General features: G+C 35.7%; 19 protein-coding genes and 1 other RNA gene. 10 read left to right on the top strand and 10 right to left on the bottom strand.

The features are described 5' to 3' along the window. From BUE24_RS23445 to BUE24_RS23425, 5 genes are all read left to right on the top strand, one after another. A partial coding sequence (locus BUE24_RS23445) for an RHS repeat-associated core domain-containing protein (RefSeq protein ID WP_280174054.1) occupies positions 1–858 on the top strand: 858 nt, incomplete at its 5' end. Between the two features lies 1 nt (position 859). Then, positions 860–1,288: a hypothetical protein gene (locus tag BUE24_RS23440; RefSeq protein WP_073322200.1), complete on the top strand. Its 429-nt coding sequence runs from the start codon at positions 860–862 to the stop codon at positions 1,286–1,288. A 322-nt stretch (positions 1,289–1,610) separates the two neighbouring features. Continuing rightward, positions 1,611–2,330: a hypothetical protein gene (locus BUE24_RS23435; protein ID WP_073322197.1), complete on the top strand. Its 720-nt coding sequence runs from the start codon at positions 1,611–1,613 to the stop codon at positions 2,328–2,330. A gap of 9 nt (positions 2,331–2,339) precedes the next feature. Beyond that, a complete protein-coding gene (locus BUE24_RS23430) occupies positions 2,340–2,567 on the top strand; it encodes a putative signal transducing protein (RefSeq protein ID WP_073322195.1) in 228 nt (75 codons plus the stop codon). A 6-nt stretch (positions 2,568–2,573) separates the two neighbouring features. Continuing rightward, a complete protein-coding gene (locus BUE24_RS23425; protein ID WP_073322192.1) occupies positions 2,574–2,777 on the top strand; it encodes a hypothetical protein in 204 nt (67 codons plus the stop codon). Here the strand turns inward: BUE24_RS23425 and BUE24_RS23420 are convergent. Together BUE24_RS23420 and BUE24_RS23415 are read right to left on the bottom strand one after the other, a co-directional pair. Further along, positions 2,774–4,327, bottom strand: a complete 1,554-nt coding sequence (locus BUE24_RS23420; RefSeq protein WP_073322189.1) for a GMC oxidoreductase — start codon at positions 4,325–4,327, stop codon at positions 2,774–2,776. The genes BUE24_RS23425 and BUE24_RS23420 overlap by 4 nt on opposite strands. After that, a complete protein-coding gene (locus tag BUE24_RS23415) occupies positions 4,324–6,177 on the bottom strand; it encodes a fatty acid desaturase (RefSeq protein WP_073322186.1) in 1,854 nt (617 codons plus the stop codon). The genes BUE24_RS23420 and BUE24_RS23415 overlap by 4 nt, the downstream gene beginning before the upstream one ends. An 87-nt stretch (positions 6,178–6,264) precedes the next feature. On the opposite strand from BUE24_RS23415, the gene BUE24_RS23410 reads away from it, so the two are divergent. Next, positions 6,265–6,864 carry a TetR/AcrR family transcriptional regulator gene (locus tag BUE24_RS23410; RefSeq protein WP_073322183.1) on the top strand — a complete coding sequence of 200 codons (600 nt, stop codon included), beginning with the start codon at positions 6,265–6,267 and terminating at the stop codon, positions 6,862–6,864. 47 nt (positions 6,865–6,911) lie between these two features. Here BUE24_RS23410 and BUE24_RS23405 read toward each other — a convergent pair whose 3' ends face one another. Continuing rightward, on the bottom strand, positions 6,912–8,537 hold the full coding sequence (locus BUE24_RS23405) for an ABC-F family ATP-binding cassette domain-containing protein (RefSeq protein ID WP_073322180.1): 1,626 nt from the start codon (positions 8,535–8,537) through the stop codon (positions 6,912–6,914). 264 nt (positions 8,538–8,801) lie between these two features. On the opposite strand from BUE24_RS23405, the gene BUE24_RS23400 reads away from it, so the two are divergent. Next, the gene (locus BUE24_RS23400; protein WP_073322177.1) at positions 8,802–10,244 is read left to right on the top strand and encodes a peroxiredoxin family protein; all 1,443 of its coding nucleotides are present in this window, start codon (positions 8,802–8,804) and stop codon (positions 10,242–10,244) included. 53 nt (positions 10,245–10,297) lie between these two features. Here the strand turns inward: BUE24_RS23400 and fsa are convergent, their stop codons facing one another. The 3 genes from fsa to ffs form a co-directional block, all read right to left on the bottom strand. Beyond that, positions 10,298–10,951, bottom strand: coding sequence for a fructose-6-phosphate aldolase (fsa, locus tag BUE24_RS23395; protein ID WP_073322174.1), 654 nt, complete (start codon positions 10,949–10,951; stop codon positions 10,298–10,300). A 117-nt stretch (positions 10,952–11,068) separates the two neighbouring features. After that, positions 11,069–11,890 carry an SDR family oxidoreductase gene (locus BUE24_RS23390; protein WP_073322171.1) on the bottom strand — a complete coding sequence of 274 codons (822 nt, stop codon included), beginning with the start codon at positions 11,888–11,890 and terminating at the stop codon, positions 11,069–11,071. Positions 11,891–11,976: 86 nt separating this feature from the next. Further along, positions 11,977–12,075: signal recognition particle sRNA small type (gene ffs, locus BUE24_RS23385), an RNA gene on the bottom strand. A gap of 88 nt (positions 12,076–12,163) precedes the next feature. Between ffs and BUE24_RS23380 the strand changes: the two genes are divergently transcribed. The 3 genes from BUE24_RS23380 (at position 12,164) to BUE24_RS23370 (ending at position 16,002) form a co-directional block, all read left to right on the top strand. Beyond that, the gene (locus tag BUE24_RS23380) at positions 12,164–13,243 is read left to right on the top strand and encodes a glutaminyl-peptide cyclotransferase (protein ID WP_073322168.1); all 1,080 of its coding nucleotides are present in this window, start codon (positions 12,164–12,166) and stop codon (positions 13,241–13,243) included. Positions 13,244–13,395: 152 nt separating this feature from the next. Continuing rightward, positions 13,396–15,156, top strand: coding sequence for a DEAD/DEAH box helicase (locus tag BUE24_RS23375; RefSeq protein ID WP_073322165.1), 1,761 nt, complete (start codon positions 13,396–13,398; stop codon positions 15,154–15,156). A gap of 84 nt (positions 15,157–15,240) precedes the next feature. Beyond that, the gene (locus tag BUE24_RS23370) at positions 15,241–16,002 is read left to right on the top strand and encodes a carboxypeptidase-like regulatory domain-containing protein (RefSeq protein WP_073322161.1); all 762 of its coding nucleotides are present in this window, start codon (positions 15,241–15,243) and stop codon (positions 16,000–16,002) included. Between the two features lie 32 nt (positions 16,003–16,034). On the opposite strand, the gene BUE24_RS23365 is transcribed toward BUE24_RS23370, so the two are convergent. From BUE24_RS23365 to BUE24_RS23345, 4 genes are all read right to left on the bottom strand, one after another. Next, the gene (locus tag BUE24_RS23365) at positions 16,035–16,400 is read right to left on the bottom strand and encodes a VOC family protein (protein WP_073322158.1); all 366 of its coding nucleotides are present in this window, start codon (positions 16,398–16,400) and stop codon (positions 16,035–16,037) included. 133 nt (positions 16,401–16,533) lie between these two features. Further along, on the bottom strand, positions 16,534–17,196 hold the full coding sequence (locus tag BUE24_RS23360; protein ID WP_073322155.1) for a TrmH family RNA methyltransferase: 663 nt from the start codon (positions 17,194–17,196) through the stop codon (positions 16,534–16,536). Positions 17,197–18,400: 1,204 nt separating this feature from the next. Beyond that, positions 18,401–19,354, bottom strand: a complete 954-nt coding sequence (locus BUE24_RS23350; protein ID WP_073322149.1) for a PorP/SprF family type IX secretion system membrane protein — start codon at positions 19,352–19,354, stop codon at positions 18,401–18,403. Between the two features lie 57 nt (positions 19,355–19,411). Further along, positions 19,412–20,902 (bottom strand): T9SS type B sorting domain-containing protein (locus BUE24_RS23345; protein WP_139242105.1); only part of this gene is annotated, 1,491 nt, incomplete at its 5' end.

The following is a 20,902-nucleotide window of genomic DNA, read 5'->3' as shown; positions in this document are numbered from 1 at the left end:
GGTAGAAAATTAACCGATGGACAATACCGCTATCAATATCAAGGGCAGGAAAAAGATACTGAAACTGATAAAGAAGCTTTTGAAGCTCGTTTATATGATCCAAGAATAAATCGCTGGCTAACAATTGACCCAGCAAAAGAATTTCATAGTCCTTATTTAGCAATGGGTAATAACTGGATTAATACTATAGATCCCGATGGAAGATGTACTGAATGTCCTAAAAATGCGAAAGTTGGGGATACTTATATGCATTCTGAATATGGCGAAGTAACATACAGTGAAAATGGTTGGAGCAATGAAACTTATGGAAGTATCCTAGACGATGTCGTTCTTGGAGCGAATGAAATGACTCCTTTTGATGTAGGTGTAGAGTGGTTAACTGGTACAGGACCTGCTCATCGAGACTTTTTTGCTGGAGATACTTTTACTGAAATGATTAAAGCTCATAGCCATGTAAAAGATACTGAAGAAATCATAGCAAGAAAATTTGCAAACAATGAAAAATTACTCGGAGTACATAGATATAGATTAAATGGAATTGAAGGTGTAGGGAAATACGTAAAAGATTACTCTACATTATTGACTGCAGGAAAAACAGGTAATTTAGCAGTCACTTATTTAGGAACATATTCTCTCGATTATTCTATTTCGGATGTAGATATGGAAAGAAGAACTATGCGTATTCACTTTACGGTACATAATAATTCTACTATCCAATCTGCAACAAGACCTCCAGTAATTGGATATGAACCAATATGGACTGAAGGACCTGGCAAATGGATAGATAGTGCTTTTCAAACAGGACCAATGTCTCCAAAATCGCAAGCTATCAGATGGTCATCAACTATTAAGTTTTAATATGCTATATAAAAAATTAAAATATATTCTGATTGTAATTCTTTTGGTAAGTTGTGCCAAACCCCAACCATCAGAAGATCAAATTACCGGAACATGGAAAGGTTTAGATGGAGCTAGAATTGAATTAAATGCAAACCATAAGGTCAAAATAGTAAATTACCCTCTAAATCTAAATAATAGTAATTTCAAAGGAACTCTGAATGGAAGCGGTACTTGGAAGATTTATAAGGATAAAAGAGATCCCTGGTGGAGTATTGAGATTTTAGCCGAAAATGATAAAATGATTCCTGAATTACAAAGTAAAGGTATCGCTATAGAACTATTTATAACTCAAAGTGGGCTTTTAGGTAATGGCTCTCAAGTTAAAAATCTATTTATTTGGAAAGGAGATCCCGATCTCGATGATAGATATCAGTTTTATAAGAATTAAAGGAATTACCTAGCATATCAAAAACGTAACCTATAATTTGAATAATTTTCTGAGAGTCTTCGTCAGTTTTGTATATCATTAGAAGAAAATTGATAAAAAATTAATACCATACAAAATATCAAAATGACCATTTATGGGCAATTAGCACCATTACTTTAGAAATTTAGATATACAATTAGGATCTATTCTAACATAAATCAGCAATACATATCATCCTTCAACAACCGTTAAAACTTCTCCTTTTCAGAACATTACGCTATCAATATTTTTAAAACTTTTGGTAAATCCTTAATTTAGTAGTGCTTAAGAAAAAGAAAGGATTATGCTATTGCCTAGAACAAATATTCAAAAACAACTGAGTAAAGTAAGAGATAAAGCTTTTGATCCAGATAGCTGGAGGACACAAGTGCAACAAGTACTTCTCGAAGACACTCAACATGAAGAAAGAATTCTGGAAAATCTGGATGCCAATGTTCCTGAAATACAAAATGATTTCGATTTTGATCAGTTAGTAACTCACCGCATCTACCATATTGATCAAATCAAAAAGATCTGTATCGATTATCGCCTACGATTTTTGGATTCAAAATATTTTAAAGGAAAGCTTCCTAATTCGGCGGTCTCAGCGATCAAAGAATTAGAAAAAAAACATGACACAGAACTTAAAGGGTTTAAGATCATAGCCCCCTCAAAACTATTTAAGTTAGAAAATGCAGACGACCCCCTACTCTTTGCGCCTATGGGCAATGGGTATTTCTATTTGATACACAAATGGGGAAATGATTTACATCCTTTCCGTAAAGTAATGATGTGGTTTTTTAAAAGCTTCGAAAACCTACTGATTCTTACCTTTTTGGTAAGTGTATTACTTACTCTTATGGTTCCAAATGGACTGTTTAGCAAAACAAGTGACACTTCTACCTTTATTATGATTTTTTTCTTTATGTTTAAATCCGTAGCGGCGGTTGTTTTATTTTATGGTTTTGCATTAGGTAAAAACTTCAACACCGCTATATGGAATAGTAAATATTTTAACGCATAAAACCATTCTATGTTCCCCAAAAGCGAATACGAAAGAGTCTATACTGGTAGTTTAATCAATGTACAATTTCTACAAACTGTTCTACAAGACCGTGGAATTAACTCGATCACAAGAGACGATATGAAATCAGGTATGATGGCTGGTTTCGGCGGTGGAATCCCAGATCACATCCAGCTTTTTGTAAAAAAAGCAGATATGGAAGAAGCACTTCCTATTATTGAAAAGAGCCTATCCTAACTTTTTATGGAAGAAGAGAATAATAAAACTCCTCGTCGTGCCTGGAACCTTATGATTGGTATTTCTTTGGTGTTGTTGGGTAGCTTGCGATTGTACAATCATATTCGACAACAAGGAGAATGGAATTTTAGATCCATCACCATTATTATCTTTATCATTTTTGGGGGTTATTTAATCTTTAGACATTTTCTACAACCTCCCCAAGATTAACTTTTTGAAGGAATTTGGTGCATCGCCCTTTCCGAAATAGCAGTTATGGATAACGATGGGTTCACTCCTGGATTTGCAGAAATCATAGAGCCATCGCACACATACATATTTTCATATCCAAACACTTTGTTATCCTTATCGATTACCCCTTTGGTTTCATCTTCACCCATCACTGCTCCGCCTAGGATATGCGCTGTAGAAGGTATTCCTGCCAAAGGTTCTAGTCCAAATACAGTTTCTTTTCCCATAGCTGCCTTGGCATAGGTTTTGGCTAATTGTAAGGATTCCGGGATAAATGCAGATGGCTTTTTCCCTTCAGCTACCTTGGTGTTCATAATTCCTAATCGATTTCGTTTAAATTTTAAGGTACTATCCAAGGTTTGCATGAACAATAGTACTGTGGTACTTTTTGCCCAGTCCCTAACCGTATATAGTTTGATATAAGATAGTGGGTGTTTGATAAAACTAGTAATCATTTTGGCGAGCCTTACTACGGTATTTTTACCATGAGTTAATGGCAAATGAGATAAGCGCCAAAATCCTGATCCTTTGGCATATCTTACAATCTCCAAATGACTGTTTTCGTCCGTATTCAAAATGGAACCAATGGCCACTCCTTTTGACATGTCTTTTTTACCGTTTAAATTGGTCACACTGATCAAACTCTCATTATTAGTACGAATATCATATCCCAACCGATCCGAAAGTTTAGGCAAAGAACTCTGCTTCAGTTTTAACAGGAGTTTCACTGTTCCTAAAACTCCGCCAGAAAAGATGACTCCTTTGGTGTGTATTGATTTCTTGGATTTAAAAAATTGTGTCGATGATTTACATTTCACTACATATCCATTGGCCTTTGGGATCACATTATACACTTCTTGTTCTGCCAGTATTTCTGCTCCCAATTGTTGCGCCAAGTACAAATAGTTTTTGTCTAAAGTATTTTTTGCTCCTATTCTACATCCTGTCATACACCCTCCACAATAATTACATCCCGTTCTGTCGGGGCCTTTACCTTCAAAATACGGATCAGGAACGGTTACATTGGGTTTTCCAAAGAATACTGCAACATCGGTCGCTTCAAATTTATCTTCGATATTCATATTCCCCGCAATTTCTTTCAGCGTCTTATCTCCATCAAAAAACACAGGATTTTTCTGTGCGCCCAGCATATGTAAGGCAGTCGTGTAAAAAGGAGCTAATTCCTTTTGCCAATCTGCTAGTGCTCCCCAACTTCCTGAAGTAAAGAACTTTTGTTTTGGAACTGGCAAAGTATTGGCATAAACCAAAGAACCTCCTCCAACACCAGTACCAGAAATCACAACGACATGTTTAAAAAACGACATTTTCATGATACCAAACCATCTAAAAAAAGGCATCCATAGCCATTTTTTTAGGTTCCAGTTAGATTTTGGAAAATCTTGAGGTTTGTACCACTTTCCTTTTTCGATTACCAATACTTTGTATCCTTTTTCGGAGAGGCGTAGTGCACTTACTGACCCTCCAAACCCGCTTCCGATAATGATATAATCATAGGTTTCTTCTGTCATACATTTAGCTTTATAGTAGTTTTTGGACTGCAAATACAAGGTAAAATATATCCTTGCTCCTTTTCATGTTCCAAAAGAGCAATATCCTCGGTTTTCTTCCAATGCACTTCTCCTTCGATGAGTTTAGTTTTGCAAGTCCCACATTGCCCCATCCCGCAAGCATACGGAATCGTTTTTTGTGATGCAATTGCTCCTTCTAAAATGGTTTCCTCGGTATCTGTTGAAAATGAAATTTCCTCTTGATGGATGGTGAACAATACCTCCTTCGATATACCAGAGAGTGTCGGTGTTTTTATAGCGAATTCTTCCGTATTAATATGGTCATTTCCAATTCCCAATTTTGCCAACACCACTTTTGAAGCATCCATCATAGGCTGAGGCCCGCAGATATAGCACAATGAATCCGACGCTATAAATTTCAGTAATTCATATTGTCGATTGCTGTCGAGCATATCAAAACTTAGAATATAACTGAATCTGTTTTCGAAAACTTCTGCCAATTGTTCTAATTCTTCTTTAAAAATCACATCCTCTGCACTCCTACATCCATAAAGCAAGGTGATATGGTGATTGTTGCTATCTAGAAATGTTTTTAAAATTGACAATATAGGTGTAATACCACTTCCCCCTGCGATCAAAACAATAGGTTGCTTTACTGTTTCTGGTAGTGTAAAATTGCCAAAAGGGCCTGATACTTTTAATTTATAATGCTCCCGTACATTAGTCAGCAAATGGTTGGATAGTTTACCCCCTGGTACACTTTTTACGGCAACCGACAGTTTTCCTGTATTTGGGTTTTCGAAGATAGAATAACATCTACTTACCAATACGTCATCTACATAATCTGAAATCACAACATATTGCCCAGGTTTAAACTTAAATGGAATTTGATCCAAATTCTTGAACGTTATTTTGATCGCATCATGCGTTTCCTGAAATACATTTTCGACTTCAAGAATGTAACTCCAGGTACTACCCTTAATTAGGTCTACATAGGTATTTTTTCTTTTCATTAATCCAGAATCCTGAGTTCTGAATCCCTCAATTGTTGATTGTTCTTCTAATAGTTTCTTTTCATAATCCAAGAAGCAATCTTTGTAATTATAAAAAGGAACTCTGGGATACAAATGATGCATCAAATGATAACTTTGATACAAGGAAATAAATTCTAATCCAGGAATAGTAATCACCCTGGTGTTATGATACTTATCTAGATTATTATGTGGGTAATGAGGTATCCAATCGAATGAAAATGCCAGAACTGGTGCTGCAATTAGTGCACTCAATATAAAAACATATAACAAGGTTAACCCCGCTCCTATAGCAATTAATCCAATTAAAGTGACACTAAGGAATGTAACAAAAACCATAGACTGCTTACGAATTGATCGCATAGCAGGATCGGCTTTGCTATCTTCTCCTAAGGTCAAGCCAAAGTAATGTCCTATTAATGTAAGGCATCTAAAGAAAATTGAAAATACATTTTTCCCGTTAACGTAATGATCAGGATCCTTTGCAGGATCATTGGTATGTGCATGATGTCGAAGATGAATTACTTTAAATGCACTGAAAGGAAACAAGAGCAGAGCACTAGAGATCCATCCAAGCATACTCTCCAAAAACACATAAGACTTTACACCCCCTGATATATTATTATGACTTGCCTCATGTGCGATGGTAAACATCCCATAGGCCAACAATGCTCCTATTACTGATGTCCAAACTCCTGATAACCCTTTTACATAAAAATAGGTGAGCGTTACATATCCTAACAAAAGGCCAACAAACAAAAATATCGTAGGCCAAGCTACTTTTCCCGAATATTTTTGCCATACCGCTTGATTGTTCATAAACTAATTGATTATGTTTGAGAAACGAAAATATTTTTTTTTCGAACTATTTGATAAATATAGTTCGATTTTATCAAAATAGCAAAAATGGGAAGGAAATCGCTATCCAAAGACAGAAAGGACAAAAACAAAAAGGTCGAACAATGGACCCAAGCCATACTCCCTAAACTTAAACAGGCCGACTTAGGTAATTTGACTATGGACGATCTTGCAGTTCTAATGAATAAAAGCAAATCAACCATTTATCAATACTTTATTACCAAGGAAGAGATTTTTGAATATATCACACAAGTTCGTATAGACCGATTGTACAACTATAAAAATGAGATTACCAAAGAAATTATCGAGCCGAATTACAAATATGGTAAGCTAGCCGGTATTCTGACTGAAGGTGCCAAAGACATTTCTGCCCATTATCTGAGGCAATTAAAACTGCACTACCCTACTGCATGGAAAATCATTGAGGATTTCTTGCACAGCCTTCTTCAGGATTTTAAACAATTTTATCTTTTAGGTATACAGAGCGATATGTTTAAGCCTGTTTCTGTAGATCTTTTGGTTAAACTTGACGAATACTTCATTATGCAACTCATTACGGACGATCAGTTTTTTACACAAAGTAAAGACACTTTAGAATCCACCATAAAAGATTATATGTATCTCAAGTTTGAAGGATTAATGATATAAAAAAAGCCTGCAAATGCAGGCTTTTTCTTTATTCTATAAAGAGAAGGCTATACATTTACCGCATACATCTTATCTCTTAATTCCTTTATTTTGGCATCGCTCATGTATTCATCAAAAGTAGTATAACGATCAATTACACCATTAGGCGTAAGTTCGATCACTCGATTACCTACGGTTTGCGAAAACTCATGATCATGAGTCGTAAAGAGCACTGTTCCTTTAAACTTCTTCAAAGAATTATTAAACGCTGTAATAGACTCTAAGTCCAAGTGGTTTGTAGGTTCATCCAACATAATCACATTTGCTCTCGTCATCATCATTTTTGATAACATACAACGTACTTTTTCTCCTCCAGATAGGACATTTGATTTTTTCAAGGCTTCTTCTCCACTAAAAATCATTTTACCCAAGAATCCACGGATAAACACTTCTTCTCTCTCCTCTTCTGTAGTTGCCCACTGGCGTAGCCAATCTACAAGTGTTAAGTCATTACTGAAGTATTCGCTGTTGTCTGCAGGTAAATAAGACTGTGCTGTCGTGATTCCCCAGGAATATGTTCCTGCATCAGCTTTTTGCTTATCATTAAGTATTTGATAAAATGCGGTTGTAGCTCTAGAATCTCTTGAGAATATTACTACTTTATCTCCCTTGGCAAGGTTAATATCGATATCTTTAAACAACAAATCTCCTTCAATACTCGCAGCTAATCCTTCTACATTAAGAATCTGATCTCCTGCCTCTCGATCTCTTTCAAAAATAATCGCGGGATAACGACGACTTGATGGTTTGATATCCTCGATATTTAATTTTTCTATCATTTTCTTACGAGAAGTAGCTTGCTTAGATTTTGCCACATTGGCGCTAAAACGAGCAATAAACTCCTGTAATTCCTTTTTCTTTTCTTCAGCTTTCTTGTTTTGTTGCGCTCTTTGTCTTGCGGCTAATTGAGAAGATTCGTACCAAAAGGTATAGTTACCACTGTAGTGATTGATCTTTCCAAAATCAATATCCGATATATGCGTACAAACTGCATCCAAGAAGTGACGGTCGTGAGATACTACAATCACCGTATTGTCATAATTCGCCAAAAAGTGCTCTAACCAGTTTATGGTTTCATAATCCAAATCATTTGTAGGCTCATCCATAATCAATACATCCGGATTTCCAAAAAGACACTGTGCCAACAATACTCGTACTCTTTGTTTGGTATCCAGATCAGACATTTGCGTGTAATGCAAATCTTCTTTGATTCCTAAATTTGATAGTAATGCAGCTGCATCACTATCTGCATTCCAACCGTTCATTTCTTCAAACTCTACCTGTAACTCTCCTATCTTCTCAGCATTCTCATCGGTATAATCCGCATACAAGGCATCTATTTCCTTTTTAATCTTATACAAAGGCTTATTACCCATAATTACAGTTTCCAGCACAGAAAACTCATCATATGCATAATGGTTCTGTTCTAAAACAGACATTCTTTTTCCTGGTTCGAGATGTACATGACCCGAAGTAGGTTCTGATACGCCTGATAGGATTTTTAGAAATGTAGATTTTCCGGCCCCGTTTGCTCCAATAATACCGTAGCAATTACCTTGCGTAAATGATACGTTTACCTCGTCAAAAAGCACGCGTTTACCAAATTGAACCGAAAGATTAGAAACTGATAACATGATATAATAAATTGTAAGTTCGAATTCGCCGCAAAAGTAGAAAAATGCTTTCAGATCTAGAAACAATCTACGATTAAATTATTAGCTTTTACGAGATACAAAAAAGTAGGTTCCAGAAATAGTTAAAGTTTCAAAAAAGAAGGATATCGTGTGCTAAACTTCTAATAATATCCTAATTAGTAAAGAATTAACGTATCCTTAACAAACGTAGATACGGTTTCCCACTATTTTTGGCGAAATAGTTCGATAATTTAGACACCCAAAATGAAGCTCTTTCCTTTACAATATTTGATATATACTGCGGTATTGTCTGTAGCGTTTTGTGGCTGTGATTCTTCAAAGAAAAAGCCTCGAAACTACACCTATTTTGGTGGGGAAATTGTAAACCCGAACATCAACTATGTCATCTTATCCAAAGGTGACGAGCCGGGTGACACCTTATATCTTGATAAAAACAACAGATTTTTTTATAAAATAGAGAATCTGGAAGAGGGTGTATATGCATTTAGACATAAACCAGAAAATCAATTGGTGTTATTAGAAAAGGGAGATAGCCTTCTTATTCGTTTGAATACCTTAGAATTTGATGAGTCACTTGTTTTTACTGGTGACGGTGCCAGAAAAAACAATTTTTTGGTTGATATCTATCTTCAAAATGAAGTAGAAAGAGAACGGTTAAAAAGATCTGGACTACAACTTTCTCCAAACTATTTCAGAAAAAATCAAGACTCCTTATTACGTATCAAGTTAAATAGCTATAAACGATTTACGGACAAATATGAATTAAGTCCTCTGGCGAAGAAGCTGACACAAGCTAGTTTTGTTTTTGACTACTATACTCGACACGAGTTGTATTTTCATAGCCGATATGGTATCGGAGGTATGGATATGGCCAAAGATCTACCCGATTCATTTTTTGACTATCGCAACGAAATCAATTACAACGATAATGATCTGAAAAAGCTGTATTCATACAATCGCTTTTTGAACTACTACTTTACCAATGCTTCGTTATCGAAATATAGTAATCAACATTCTAAATATAAGGGACGAGTTGGTAGTGTGATTTATAAGTTAGATCTTATCGATAGCGTTATTGATCATCCATATATCAAAAACAACCTTTTAAGAAGAGTTACCACCAATTTCTTATTGTACAGCAAAAAAGATTACGATTCAAAAAAAGTGTTGAAGCATTACTTATCAGTAAGTTCGAATAAGAAATCACAGCGAGAATTAAAAAAATTGGCAAGAGCTATCGGCCGATTGCAACCTAGTAATATGATTCCCGATCAGGATCTGATTACTTCTAAAGGAGAACAAGTAAAGCTCTCTTCTCTTTTCAACAAGTCGATTACTGCGCTTTACTTCTGGTCTATGGAAAGTAAAGATCACTATGTTAGAGCACACAAAAAAGCAGAATACCTTAGTGCCTTATATCCTGAAATCGATTTTATCGCCATTAACACGGATGACGAACAAACCAAAAATTGGTTAAAGACGATCAAAAGACATCATTATAATTTAGGTAAAGAATACGAGTTCAAATATCCTAAATGTTCTTCAGAAGAATTGGTAATTCATTCTACCAACAAGGTAATCCTGGTAGATCAGGAAGGCAGAATTATCAATGCCAAAGCCAACTTATTTTCTTCAGTGTTCGAAAAGCAGTTGATGCAATACACAAGATTAGCCAGTTTGGAGTAATAAAAAAAGCCACTCTGTTAAAGTGGCTCTCTTCATTTCTATATTATGCTGTTTTAGTTTCCTTTTTGATAATCTGCTAGGAATTTCGCTAAACCAATATCTGTCAAAGGGTGTTTCAACAATCCCTCTATTGAAGAAAGTGGTCCAGTCATTACATCTGCACCAATCTTAGCACAGTCGATTACATGCATTGTGTGTCTTACAGAAGCTGCCAAAATTTGCGTATCGAAACCATAGTTATCATAAATTGCTCTAATTTCTGCAATAAGATTCAATCCATCTGTAGAGATATCATCCAATCTACCGATAAATGGAGACACATAAGTTGCACCGGCTTTGGCTGCCAATAACGCCTGTCCTGGTGAGAATACCAATGTACAGTTTGTTTTGATGCCTTTATCACTAAAATACTTAATCGCCTTTACACCTTCTTTGATCATGGGTACTTTTACCACGATTTGATCATGCAATGCAGCAAGCTCCTCACCTTCTTTGATCATTCCTTCAAAATCTGTAGAGATTACCTCTGCACTTACATCTCCGGTAACGATCTCACATATCTTTTTATAATGATTGATAATGTTTTCTTTACCTGTGATACCTTCTTTTGCCATAAGAGATGGATTGGTTGTCACTCCATCCAAAACTCCAAGATCCTCTGCCTCTTTAATCTGGTCTAAGTTTGCAGTATCAATAAAAAATTTCATAATGTGATATTTAATTTGTTGTGTTTAGTTATTGTATTTATTTCTGGTTGCGAAGATAAATATTCAAAATTGAAATTAACTCCTATTATCCAGCTATTTATTTCTTAAAAAGAAGTGCTACAATTTGTAATGATTCATTAATAATTTCTCGTAGACTTTATCCGGTAATATTCGCTTCAACACAATAGAAAACTTTTGCATAAAAGCTCCTACTTTGTAGTGTACCTTGGGCTTACTAGCACTAATAACATTATACACTGCTTTTGCCATATCCATAGGATCACTCCCAGAATCAACATGTTCGTCCATCAAAGACAATGACTTGCCATACGCTTGATGATAAGGTGAATCCTCTAATAAAGGAGCATGGTATCTTCCTGCTGCAATATTAGTAGCAAAATCCCCTGGAGCAATGTTTGTCATTTCTATATTGAACTGTTTCAATTCCATTCTCCAGGCTTCGGTAGTGATTTCTAAAGCCGCTTTTGATGCACTATACACTCCTCTATAAGGCAATCCCATATATCCAGCAATAGAAGTAACATTGATTACCAATCCTTTCCCTTGCTTTCGCATAAGTGGTAATACGGCTTTGGTTACATTAATCACACCAAAATAATTGGTCGTAAAATTATTTAGTATTTCTTCTTCCGGAATTTCTTCTATCGGCCCTGTAATTCCCGCGCCTGCATTATTAATCAAAATATCCAATTTACCATGGCGCTTTTCGATTTCGGCAACAGCACCTTGTATACTTTGTTTGTTTGCTACATCTAATTGCAATAAAGTAAAAGGCTTGAAATCTTGAAATTTAGAAGGGTTACGACTTGTGCCGTAAACCACAAATCCTTTTTCGGTCAAGAAGGTTCCGATAGATTTCCCTATCCCCGAAGAGCCTCCAGTGATAAGAACAACAGTAGTTTTTTGATCTGAATTCATGATCGCAAATATACAATTCTGCTTAACGAATTGTGCATAAAAAAAAGAGGAAATATAAGACGTGAGATTTCACAAAAAGGCACAAAAAAAGGCAAGCTACCTACATCACACCGCTACGACCGTATACCTTTGCTGCGTTCCCGCCCTGGAGGATTCAACAGGAGCTGGTTGTGTAGGACTTGCCACTGCAAAGATACGATCTTTAATAGATAAAACAACCATTTTTTAAACCCAATTAAAATAAATATCTTGCCTCAAATAAGAATCATAATCATGAAAATCTGTAACTACTTCGTCGCCATCACATTAAGCACTTTAGTTTTTTCTTGTGGCAGCAATCAAGACAAGAAAAAAAACTATTTTTCGATCACTACAGAGAACGATCAGGCTATTTTTAGGATCGGTGAAACCTTAAAAGCTAGCCTAAAAAATGATCAAAATATCCCTATTGATTCGGTAACTTATCTTTTAGGGGATCAAAAAACTCCTGCATCTGCCGGGTACTCTTTTTCAGAAAAAATTGACGACGAAAAGTTAGGGACTCATCTTTTAAAAGCACAAGTCTTCTATAATGGCAATGTAGATACCATCACTAAAAAAGTAACATTGCTTACCAACACTTCTCCAAAATTATATAAGTATAGAATCATTGCAGAGTATCCACATGATCAAGAAGCGTTTACTCAAGGGTTAGAATTTTTTGGAGATACCTTATATGAAAGTACAGGTAAAAAAGGAAAATCTTCATTACGCAAAGTTGATCTTACTACTGGGAAAGTACTGGTAAAAAAAGAAGTGCCTGATCAATATTTTGCTGAAGGAATTACCATACTGAATACTAAAATCTTTCAGTTGACATGGCTAGCCAAAGAAGGGTTTATTTACGACCTTAATACTATGAATAAAACTGGAAACTTTGCCTACAATGAAAGTAAAGAAGGTTGGGGATTGTGTAACGACGGAAAACAAATCTATAAAAGTGATGGTACCGAAAAGATCTGGATTCTTGACCCTGAAACATTGGCAGAAAAAGAGCATATCCAGGTGGTGACCAATAAAGGAATTAAAACCAAGTTTAACGAACTGGAATGGGTAGATGGAAAAATTTATGCGAATACTTGGCCGCGACAAGGATCTTCGAATAAATCTAATCTAAAAACAAGTATTACCATTATCAACCCAAAGAATGGAGCTATCGAGGCTGTAGTGGATCTTAGAGATCTTCGAAGTAAAGTTACACAACACGAGGATTTGGATGTATTGAACGGTATTGCTTACAAAGCAGATACCAAACAGTTGTTTGTTACCGGAAAAAACTGGGACAAACTTTTTGAAATTGAGATCATTAAGTAAATTCTCTACATACTTGCTTAAACAATAAAAACACGCATATCGCGGTAATAATCTTCTAGCGATATAAAAATATATTGCAACACTATAATAAGTATCCCGTTATTGTTATAGACCAATAATAAACCGTACCTTTGCGGCTTATTTTTATAAACATGAATAAATTTCAAGCTTTAGGCCTCGGTGAAGATATTATAAAGGCGGTGAATGATATGGGATTTGAAACCCCAAGTGAGGTTCAAGAAAAGGCAATTCCTATTTTACTAAACGATGATACGGATATCGTCGCCCTTGCGCAAACCGGAACTGGTAAAACTGCCGCTTTTGGATTTCCGTTAATCGAAAAAATCGATCACAAGAGTAGAATTACACAAGGATTGATCCTATCCCCTACACGTGAGCTTTGCTTGCAAATTACAAACGAACTGAAAAATTATTCCAAATATATCTCTGGGCTTCATACAGTAGCAATATACGGAGGAGCAAGCATTTCTGAACAGGCAAAACAGATCAAAAGAGGTGCCCAGATAGTTGTGGCCACTCCAGGTCGTATGCAGGATATGATCAACAGAAAAATGGTTGACATTTCTAATGTAGAATATTGCGTATTAGATGAAGCTGACGAAATGCTGAACATGGGATTCTTTGAAGATATCAATGCAATATTATCCCATACTCCAGAAGATAAAAATACATGGCTATTTTCGGCAACTATGCCCAAAGAGGTAGCTTCGATTGCAAAACGCTTTATGACCGCTCCAATAGAAATAACTGTTGGTCATAAAAACACCGGATCAAAAAATGTATCTCACGAATACTATGTGGTGAATTCTAGAGATCGTTATGCTGCCCTAAAACGTTTGGCTGATGCAAATCCTGATATCTTTTCTGTTATTTTTTGTAGAACCAAAAGAGATACTCAAAAAGTTGCTGAAAACCTTATCGGAGACGGATATAATGCTGCAGCTTTACATGGAGACCTAAGTCAAAACCAAAGAGATTTGGTAATGAAAAGCTTTAGAAACAGACAAATCCAAATGTTGGTTGCCACCGATGTTGCAGCCCGTGGTATTGATGTAGACGATGTTACGCATGTAATCAACTATCAATTGCCAGATGAAATAGAAACCTACACCCACCGTAGTGGTCGAACCGGACGTGCAGGAAAGAGTGGTGTTTCTATGGTGATCGTATCCAAAAGCGAACTCAGAAAGATCAAGTCGATTGAGCGTATCATAAAAAAGAGTTTTGAGAAGAAAGAAATTCCAAGTGGAGAAGAAATCTGTCAGGTACAGTTGTTTCACTTGGCCAGTGATATAGGAAAAGCTGAAATCAATCATGAAATTGATCCCTACTTACCTTCAATTCATGAGGTTCTGGAAGGTTTTTCAAAAGAAGAATTAATTAAAAAATTCTTCTCTGTTGAATTTACACGTTTTCATAATTACTATAAAAACACTAGAGATCTTAATGCCTCTGGTGGTGATAGTGATCATGGTCATAGTGCAAATGGTACTACACGATACTTTATCAATGTAGGAGAAAAAGATGGATTTGACTGGATGACATTAAAGGACTTCTTGAAAGAAGTATTAGAATTAGACAGTAATTCTCTAAGCCGTGTCGATGTAAAAGAGAATTTCTCATTCTTTAATACGGTTTCAGAATATCAAGATCGTGTCCTGGCTGTTTTTGAAGACTTCAAAATGGAAGGTCGCAAGGTCAATGTAGAAATTTCGAAGGCCCCTGGAGGTCGAAAAGGCGGAAAAAGAAAAAGAGATGGAGGCGGCTTCAAGGGTAAAAGAAGAAGCGAAGGGTTTAAACCCAAAGGAAGAAATAAATTCAGTAAAAATGAGGGACGTAGTAATAATGATTCCTCAAGAAGAGATCGAAGAAAACGCAGAGATCGAAGGTAAATTTGAGGTTAATTAACAACCTTATATGAATTTTGGCCCGATTTTTATGTTATCTTCATGTACAATGAACGTCATATATAATATATGAAGAAACTAATATTTTATATTACACTTATAGTTGGTATCATTTCTTATGGTCAAGAAACCACTGGAAATGTATCTGGTAAGGTATTGAATGCGGCCAATGATCAAGAGCTAGAGAATGTGCATATCGTAAACTTAAGCCAGGTTATAGGGACCATTACCAACAGCGAAGGGGATTTTACCATTCCTGCAAAAGTAAACGACACCTTATACTTTTCTTATATCGGATACAAACCTTTGAAAGTAAGAGTAACCAACGACTGGATTAAATTTGGAGATGTAAAGATCAAAATGACAGAACTTGGTATTGCTTTGGAAGAGGTCGTGGTGGCCGATGTTCAACTTACAGGATATTTGGAGATTGATGCCAAACGTATTCCGGTTTATAACAATTATCGATACAGTATTTCTGGACTTAATTCAGGTTATGAAGGAGGTAGCAGTCAACCTGGAGCTGTAAATAAAGTTTTAGGTGCCATTTTTAATCCCGCCGATTTTCTCTATAATATATTCAGCAAGCGTTCTAAAGAGTTGCGAAAATTGCGCAAAATGAAAAAGGACGACGAAATACGGAATCTTCTTGAAAATAAGTTTGACAGAGCTACCTTAATGGCTCTATTGCAAATAGAGCGTCTGGATATTGATGAAATCCTGAGAAACTGCAATTACTCTGCGGACTTCATAAAATTTGCAAATGACCTTCAAATTCTGGATGCTATTAGCGAATGCTATGAAGAGTATAAAATATTAGACAGAAAATAATATTCCCTTTTATTTCTTAACGCTCAAAAGGTTTATTGCATAGAATGCAAGGCTATTCTATTGCCTTCAGAATCGATAAAATAAGCCATGTATCCATTACTTTCTGAAATTTGCTTTTTTTCAGCAATGACCTGTCCTCCTGCTTCTACTACTCTACCAATCTCATTAGCTACATCTTCGCATGAGAAATAGATCAACACCCCATCCATGCTCGGTTTATAGTGATCACCTGCGTGAATTAAGGTACCTGTAGCCATCCCTGAAGCACTTTTGTTAGGAAACCACCCCATTTCAAGGTCTCCCATTTTATGAACCGTAATTTTAAGGTCAAAAACGATTTCATAGAACGTTTTTGCGCGTTCCATATTAGCAACAGGAATTTCGAACCAGTTAATCATCTTGTGTAGTTTTGAATGTTATCCACCACAATATACTTTACATTTTATAGGGTATTCAAAAAAATATGTGAATGTTACTACTAATTATGTGTATTCTCTAAAAATAGGTTGCAAAGTAATATCTCAAAACTTTCTATGATTCTTGACCTTTGTAGTAACGTTCAATAATCTTTTCATGACTTTTGATTGCTTTTTTGGCCCACTCCATTCGTTTCTCGAGCTTTTCTTCTTCAGACAATTGCCAAACGATATCTGATTGTCTCAACTTATTGGTCACATGCTGTAATATGATTGCTGCTGACACCGAAATATTAAGGCTTTCTGTAAAACCAACCATAGGAATATGCAGATTAGTATCCGCAGCTTCCAAAACAATATCACTAAGCCCAAATTGCTCTCTTCCAAAAAAGAAAACCGAAGGTTTTGTAATATCAAAGTCTTCCAAAACTTTGGAATCCTCATGAGGGGTCGTGGCTACAATTTGATAGCCCTGTTTTTTGAGAGATTGAATACAATCTTTTGTAGTAGCATATTGATTAACATCTACCCACTTTTGAGCTCCCATTGCTATTTCTCTATCAATCCTTTTTTGATTAACTTCTTCTATGATATGGACGTTTTGTACACCAAAAACATCACAACTTCGTATTACGGCACTCGTATTATGCAATTGGTAGACATCTTCTATGGCTACAGTAAAATGATTTGTTCTTTTACTCAATACACTATCATACAACCCTAATCGTCTAGGTGTAAGAAAAGATTCTAAATATTTGAGAAGATCGGTATCTATCATGAATGCTAAAATATAAAATTGAATGATAAATACTTTAATAAATAGACTCGCCCGACATAATGATCGGGCGAGTCTCCTAAAATCTACATTTAATTTACTAAAACACTAAAAGTTAAATATGTTTGTGGTTAATTTTTTTCAAAGTAAAACCCCCCAGAATTACCCCTAAAGCCGGGGGGTTTAAAGTAAACACATCGTCAAAATGCATCGTTATGGTTCTGTATGCTCACACAGAACTTATATCTTGTTCTATCATCAATTCATAATCATTGTAAATCTGTTTTTAGAAAATGGAACTTTATATGATATTTTATGTATCAATAAGGATATTGTATTCACCATCAATCCGTTAGATCTAGCTCTACCGAAACGAGCAAACAATAACGAAGGGGATCTATAGAAGAATCTTGTTAAGAAAATCTTAAAAATATTACGGATACTCCGTAAAAAACCTACAGAATTCCTATCTTTCGAACACATTAGAAAGCGTTGAAAGTGCTTACATTTCTCTGCAATGAGGAATATTTTTTTATGAAGAAGCACCAAGAAATTGGTAAACACAAGAAGTAATAATTCTCTCATAATGGTTAATTTACTATTAATCGTTATTCACACCCTGCTTTTGTTGGCTCGCCAAAGTTTTACAAATAGCGGGGTTGTTTTTTAGATTTCCAAATACCTGCTTATTCTAAACTTAATTAGAAATCTAAAGTTTACAACATATCATTTATTATAACAGTATCGAAAAAAAGAAACTGTTTTTGACTCATTTCTCAATATATGTTTTCGTATTCCTCTTACTTCCTTCTTCCTAAAATTGTTTCTTAAGAAGAACATTATCTTTTGTACACTTACGCACTAAAAATAATTGAATTTAAGAAAGTTCAAGGTGGCGCAAAAAATAAACTTTCCTTTCCCTTCAATATTACTTTCTGTTCCCAATAACATAATACTTTTTAAAGATAAGTACATTTTACTAAACTTAAATAATTTTGAACCTCACAATTGTTACGTTAAAACCGTAAAATTCAATTTTATTTAGAGTTTAACGTTCTTCAACAGGGAAATGCTCCTAAAAAAAGCGGTTTTTTATCCTGTACTAATACATCCATATGCTATCTTATTTTTATTTAATCAGAATAAATGCACTGATTCGCTTTATCATTAAAGCTTATCGCCATACTCTCTATTTTCAAGTTCTACATCAAAAGAAACGAGGAGTTAACATTCTGTTGTATTTCTTAAACAATTCAAATCGTAACATCACTTCATAACTTCCATCATTAAATTGTGATTGACCTAATTCTGTAGTTTCTCTATCATATGCAAATCCGATCATCATAGCATCTGAAATTTGAAATGCAACTTGTCCAGTTACTGCTGCACTCCATCGATATGCAACTCCCAAAGTCAAACGTTCGTACATTAAGAAATTAGTGGACACATCTACTTGTAACGGAGTACCAAAAACCAATTTGGTTAACAATGCGGGTTTAAACTTCAGATCATCCGTAATATCAAAAACATGACCTGCAATTAAATAATAGTTGATGCGTTCTTCTGCCAAAAAACTAACTGCATCACTATCACTACTGGTAGAGCTTTCGTCAAAATGATTTGTCTCCAATAAATTTGGAGCACTTAACCCCAAATAAAACTTATTCGTATGATAATATACTCCTACTCCTACCTGAGGGCTAAACTTATTGTCAATATTATTTTCAAACAGCGCGTCATTTTGATTAAACTGTACTAATTCCTGAAAATCAACATTCAGCAAGTGTGCACCTCCTTTAATCCCAAAACTTAGCTTACCTATTTCTGAAGTAGGAATAGTATACGAAAAATCGACTCCTATATACGTCTCATTCGTCGGCCCTATCTCGTCATTGACCACAGAAAGTCCGATCCCAAGACGTTCGTTCTCTCCTATTGGAGAATTCAAGGTTAGCGTTTGGGTTCTTGGAGCTCCATCCAGGCCTACCCATTGACTTCTATGTAATCCCATGACACTCATTACTCCTCGGCTTCCGGCATAAGCAGGATTTACACTTATTGTATTGTACATATATTGTGTATACTGTGCATCTTGTTGGGCATAAGTAGTATGAAATACCAAACTCAAAACAGCAATACTAATTAATTGTATATTTTTCATTCAATTCAATTTAACATTCAGAATAGCAATACAGAGAAATATGCGTAACCTCTATAATTATCTATTAATGTATAAAAAGCCAACTTTCCGTTTTTGTTCTCCTGTTTCCAGCACATATTCAAGCACATAGTAATAGGTCCCTACTGGTAGTTGATCTCCTCCTTTAATTGTAGTTCTTCCATTTGAGATTCCTTCAAAGAAATTGCCATCTCTTCCGTACCCTTCAGCTTCATAAACTATAATACCCCATCTATTAAAAATTTCCAGTTTATTTTCCAGATGCTCAATTCCATTAATCACTAATACATCATTCACACCATCACCATTTGGAGAAAATCCTGTATATATAGTAACTACTTCATCAAACCCAATCGAAGTTACCGTTACATCTTCAAAATCTCCATCTCCATCTAGATCTATATTAGTAGTATTCAAAGGGTCGTCTGAAACATCTACCACCTCTTGTCCGCTAGGTGTAATTCCAGCAACAGTTGCCTGATTAGAAACACTTCCGGCTAAAACATCTTCTTCAGTCAATACGTATATTGCGCTAAAACTGTTTACATCAATTTCGCCTACTGCTAAATCCACTGGTCCTCCCACCACGGTTATACCTGCTAACTCATCCATTAGAAGAATATCATTTACATCGACATTTCCATTATTTTCAACTGTAAAAGTATAGTGTATTTCATCTCCTGCATTCAATGTATTGTCTCCATTACTATCAATATAATTACCAGTCTTTGTGAGTGATAAATTTGCATTAGAGCTATTGGTAACTGTGATACTAACTACAGCATCATCGCATACAATAGGTGCGGTTGTATTACATAGGGTATAGGTAATATTATATTCTCCGGAAGGCGTTCCTGGTAATACTAATATCTCTCCAGTTAATGGATCCAAACTTACACCATCTGAAGGATCAGGGTCTACGATGTTGGTAATAGACACATTGACTCCGAGCATAGCTCCATTATTATTTAAAAGGTCGTTGCTGTCCACAACGTTTATAGAATTCCCTCCTAAACCTCCATCTATGAGTACTTCATCATCATTAGCTATGATTTCTGCCGAAATAATAACATCAAAACTACAAATAGCGGTATTCCCTGCTCCATCCGTTACTTCAAATGTATTGGTAGTTACCCCAACAGGAAAAGCTGATCCAGATGGCAACCCGCTTACTTGAGTTGTAGATACTCCTGAACAATTATCCATTCCTACCGGAGGAGAAAAGTTAACAACTGCAGATGATGACCCCATATCTAATTGCTGAGTAATATCCGAAGGACAAGCAATAGTCGGGTCGATGGTATCATTAATGGTAATCGTTTGAGTTACATTGATGCTATTCCCCGCAGCATCAGTCACACTATAAGTTCTGGTGATCACTTCCGGATTGTTGTTGCCATCACTTACATCACTGACAAATGCAACCGTTGGTGTACCACAATTGTCCGCTTCATCAGTAACGACGATAATATCTGGCGTAGGTGCAGCACATTGGGCTGTGATTGGTGATGGGTTGCTTGCTGTAGGATC

It is taken from the genome of Aquimarina spongiae, assembly GCF_900141785.1.
In the GTDB taxonomy this organism is placed as follows: Bacteria; Bacteroidota; Bacteroidia; order Flavobacteriales; family Flavobacteriaceae; genus Aquimarina; species Aquimarina spongiae.
The sequence above is the reverse complement of the archived record's forward strand: the minus strand, read 5'-3'. Positions and strand labels throughout refer to the sequence as shown.

Coding starts and splice junctions, on each gene's coding strand:
- BUE24_RS23430 (WP_073322195.1), top strand. CDS start 2,340: ATGTTCCCCAAAAGCGAATACGAAAGAGTCTATACTGGTAGTTTAATC.
- BUE24_RS23405 (WP_073322180.1), bottom strand. CDS start 8,537: ATGTTATCAGTTTCTAATCTTTCGGTTCAATTTGGTAAACGCGTGCTT.
- BUE24_RS23420 (WP_073322189.1), bottom strand. CDS start 4,327: ATGACAGAAGAAACCTATGATTATATCATTATCGGAAGCGGGTTTGGA.
- BUE24_RS23375 (WP_073322165.1), top strand. CDS start 13,396: ATGAATAAATTTCAAGCTTTAGGCCTCGGTGAAGATATTATAAAGGCG.
- BUE24_RS23440 (WP_073322200.1), top strand. CDS start 860: ATGCTATATAAAAAATTAAAATATATTCTGATTGTAATTCTTTTGGTA.
- BUE24_RS23435 (WP_073322197.1), top strand. CDS start 1,611: ATGCTATTGCCTAGAACAAATATTCAAAAACAACTGAGTAAAGTAAGA.
- BUE24_RS23350 (WP_073322149.1), bottom strand. CDS start 19,354: ATGAAAAATATACAATTAATTAGTATTGCTGTTTTGAGTTTGGTATTT.
- BUE24_RS23425 (WP_073322192.1), top strand. CDS start 2,574: ATGGAAGAAGAGAATAATAAAACTCCTCGTCGTGCCTGGAACCTTATG.
- BUE24_RS23360 (WP_073322155.1), bottom strand. CDS start 17,196: ATGATAGATACCGATCTTCTCAAATATTTAGAATCTTTTCTTACACCT.
- BUE24_RS23365 (WP_073322158.1), bottom strand. CDS start 16,400: ATGATTAACTGGTTCGAAATTCCTGTTGCTAATATGGAACGCGCAAAA.
- fsa (WP_073322174.1), bottom strand. CDS start 10,951: ATGAAATTTTTTATTGATACTGCAAACTTAGACCAGATTAAAGAGGCA.
- BUE24_RS23400 (WP_073322177.1), top strand. CDS start 8,802: ATGAAGCTCTTTCCTTTACAATATTTGATATATACTGCGGTATTGTCT.
- BUE24_RS23410 (WP_073322183.1), top strand. CDS start 6,265: ATGGGAAGGAAATCGCTATCCAAAGACAGAAAGGACAAAAACAAAAAG.
- BUE24_RS23415 (WP_073322186.1), bottom strand. CDS start 6,177: ATGAACAATCAAGCGGTATGGCAAAAATATTCGGGAAAAGTAGCTTGG.
- BUE24_RS23370 (WP_073322161.1), top strand. CDS start 15,241: ATGAAGAAACTAATATTTTATATTACACTTATAGTTGGTATCATTTCT.
- BUE24_RS23390 (WP_073322171.1), bottom strand. CDS start 11,890: ATGAATTCAGATCAAAAAACTACTGTTGTTCTTATCACTGGAGGCTCT.
- BUE24_RS23380 (WP_073322168.1), top strand. CDS start 12,164: ATGAAAATCTGTAACTACTTCGTCGCCATCACATTAAGCACTTTAGTT.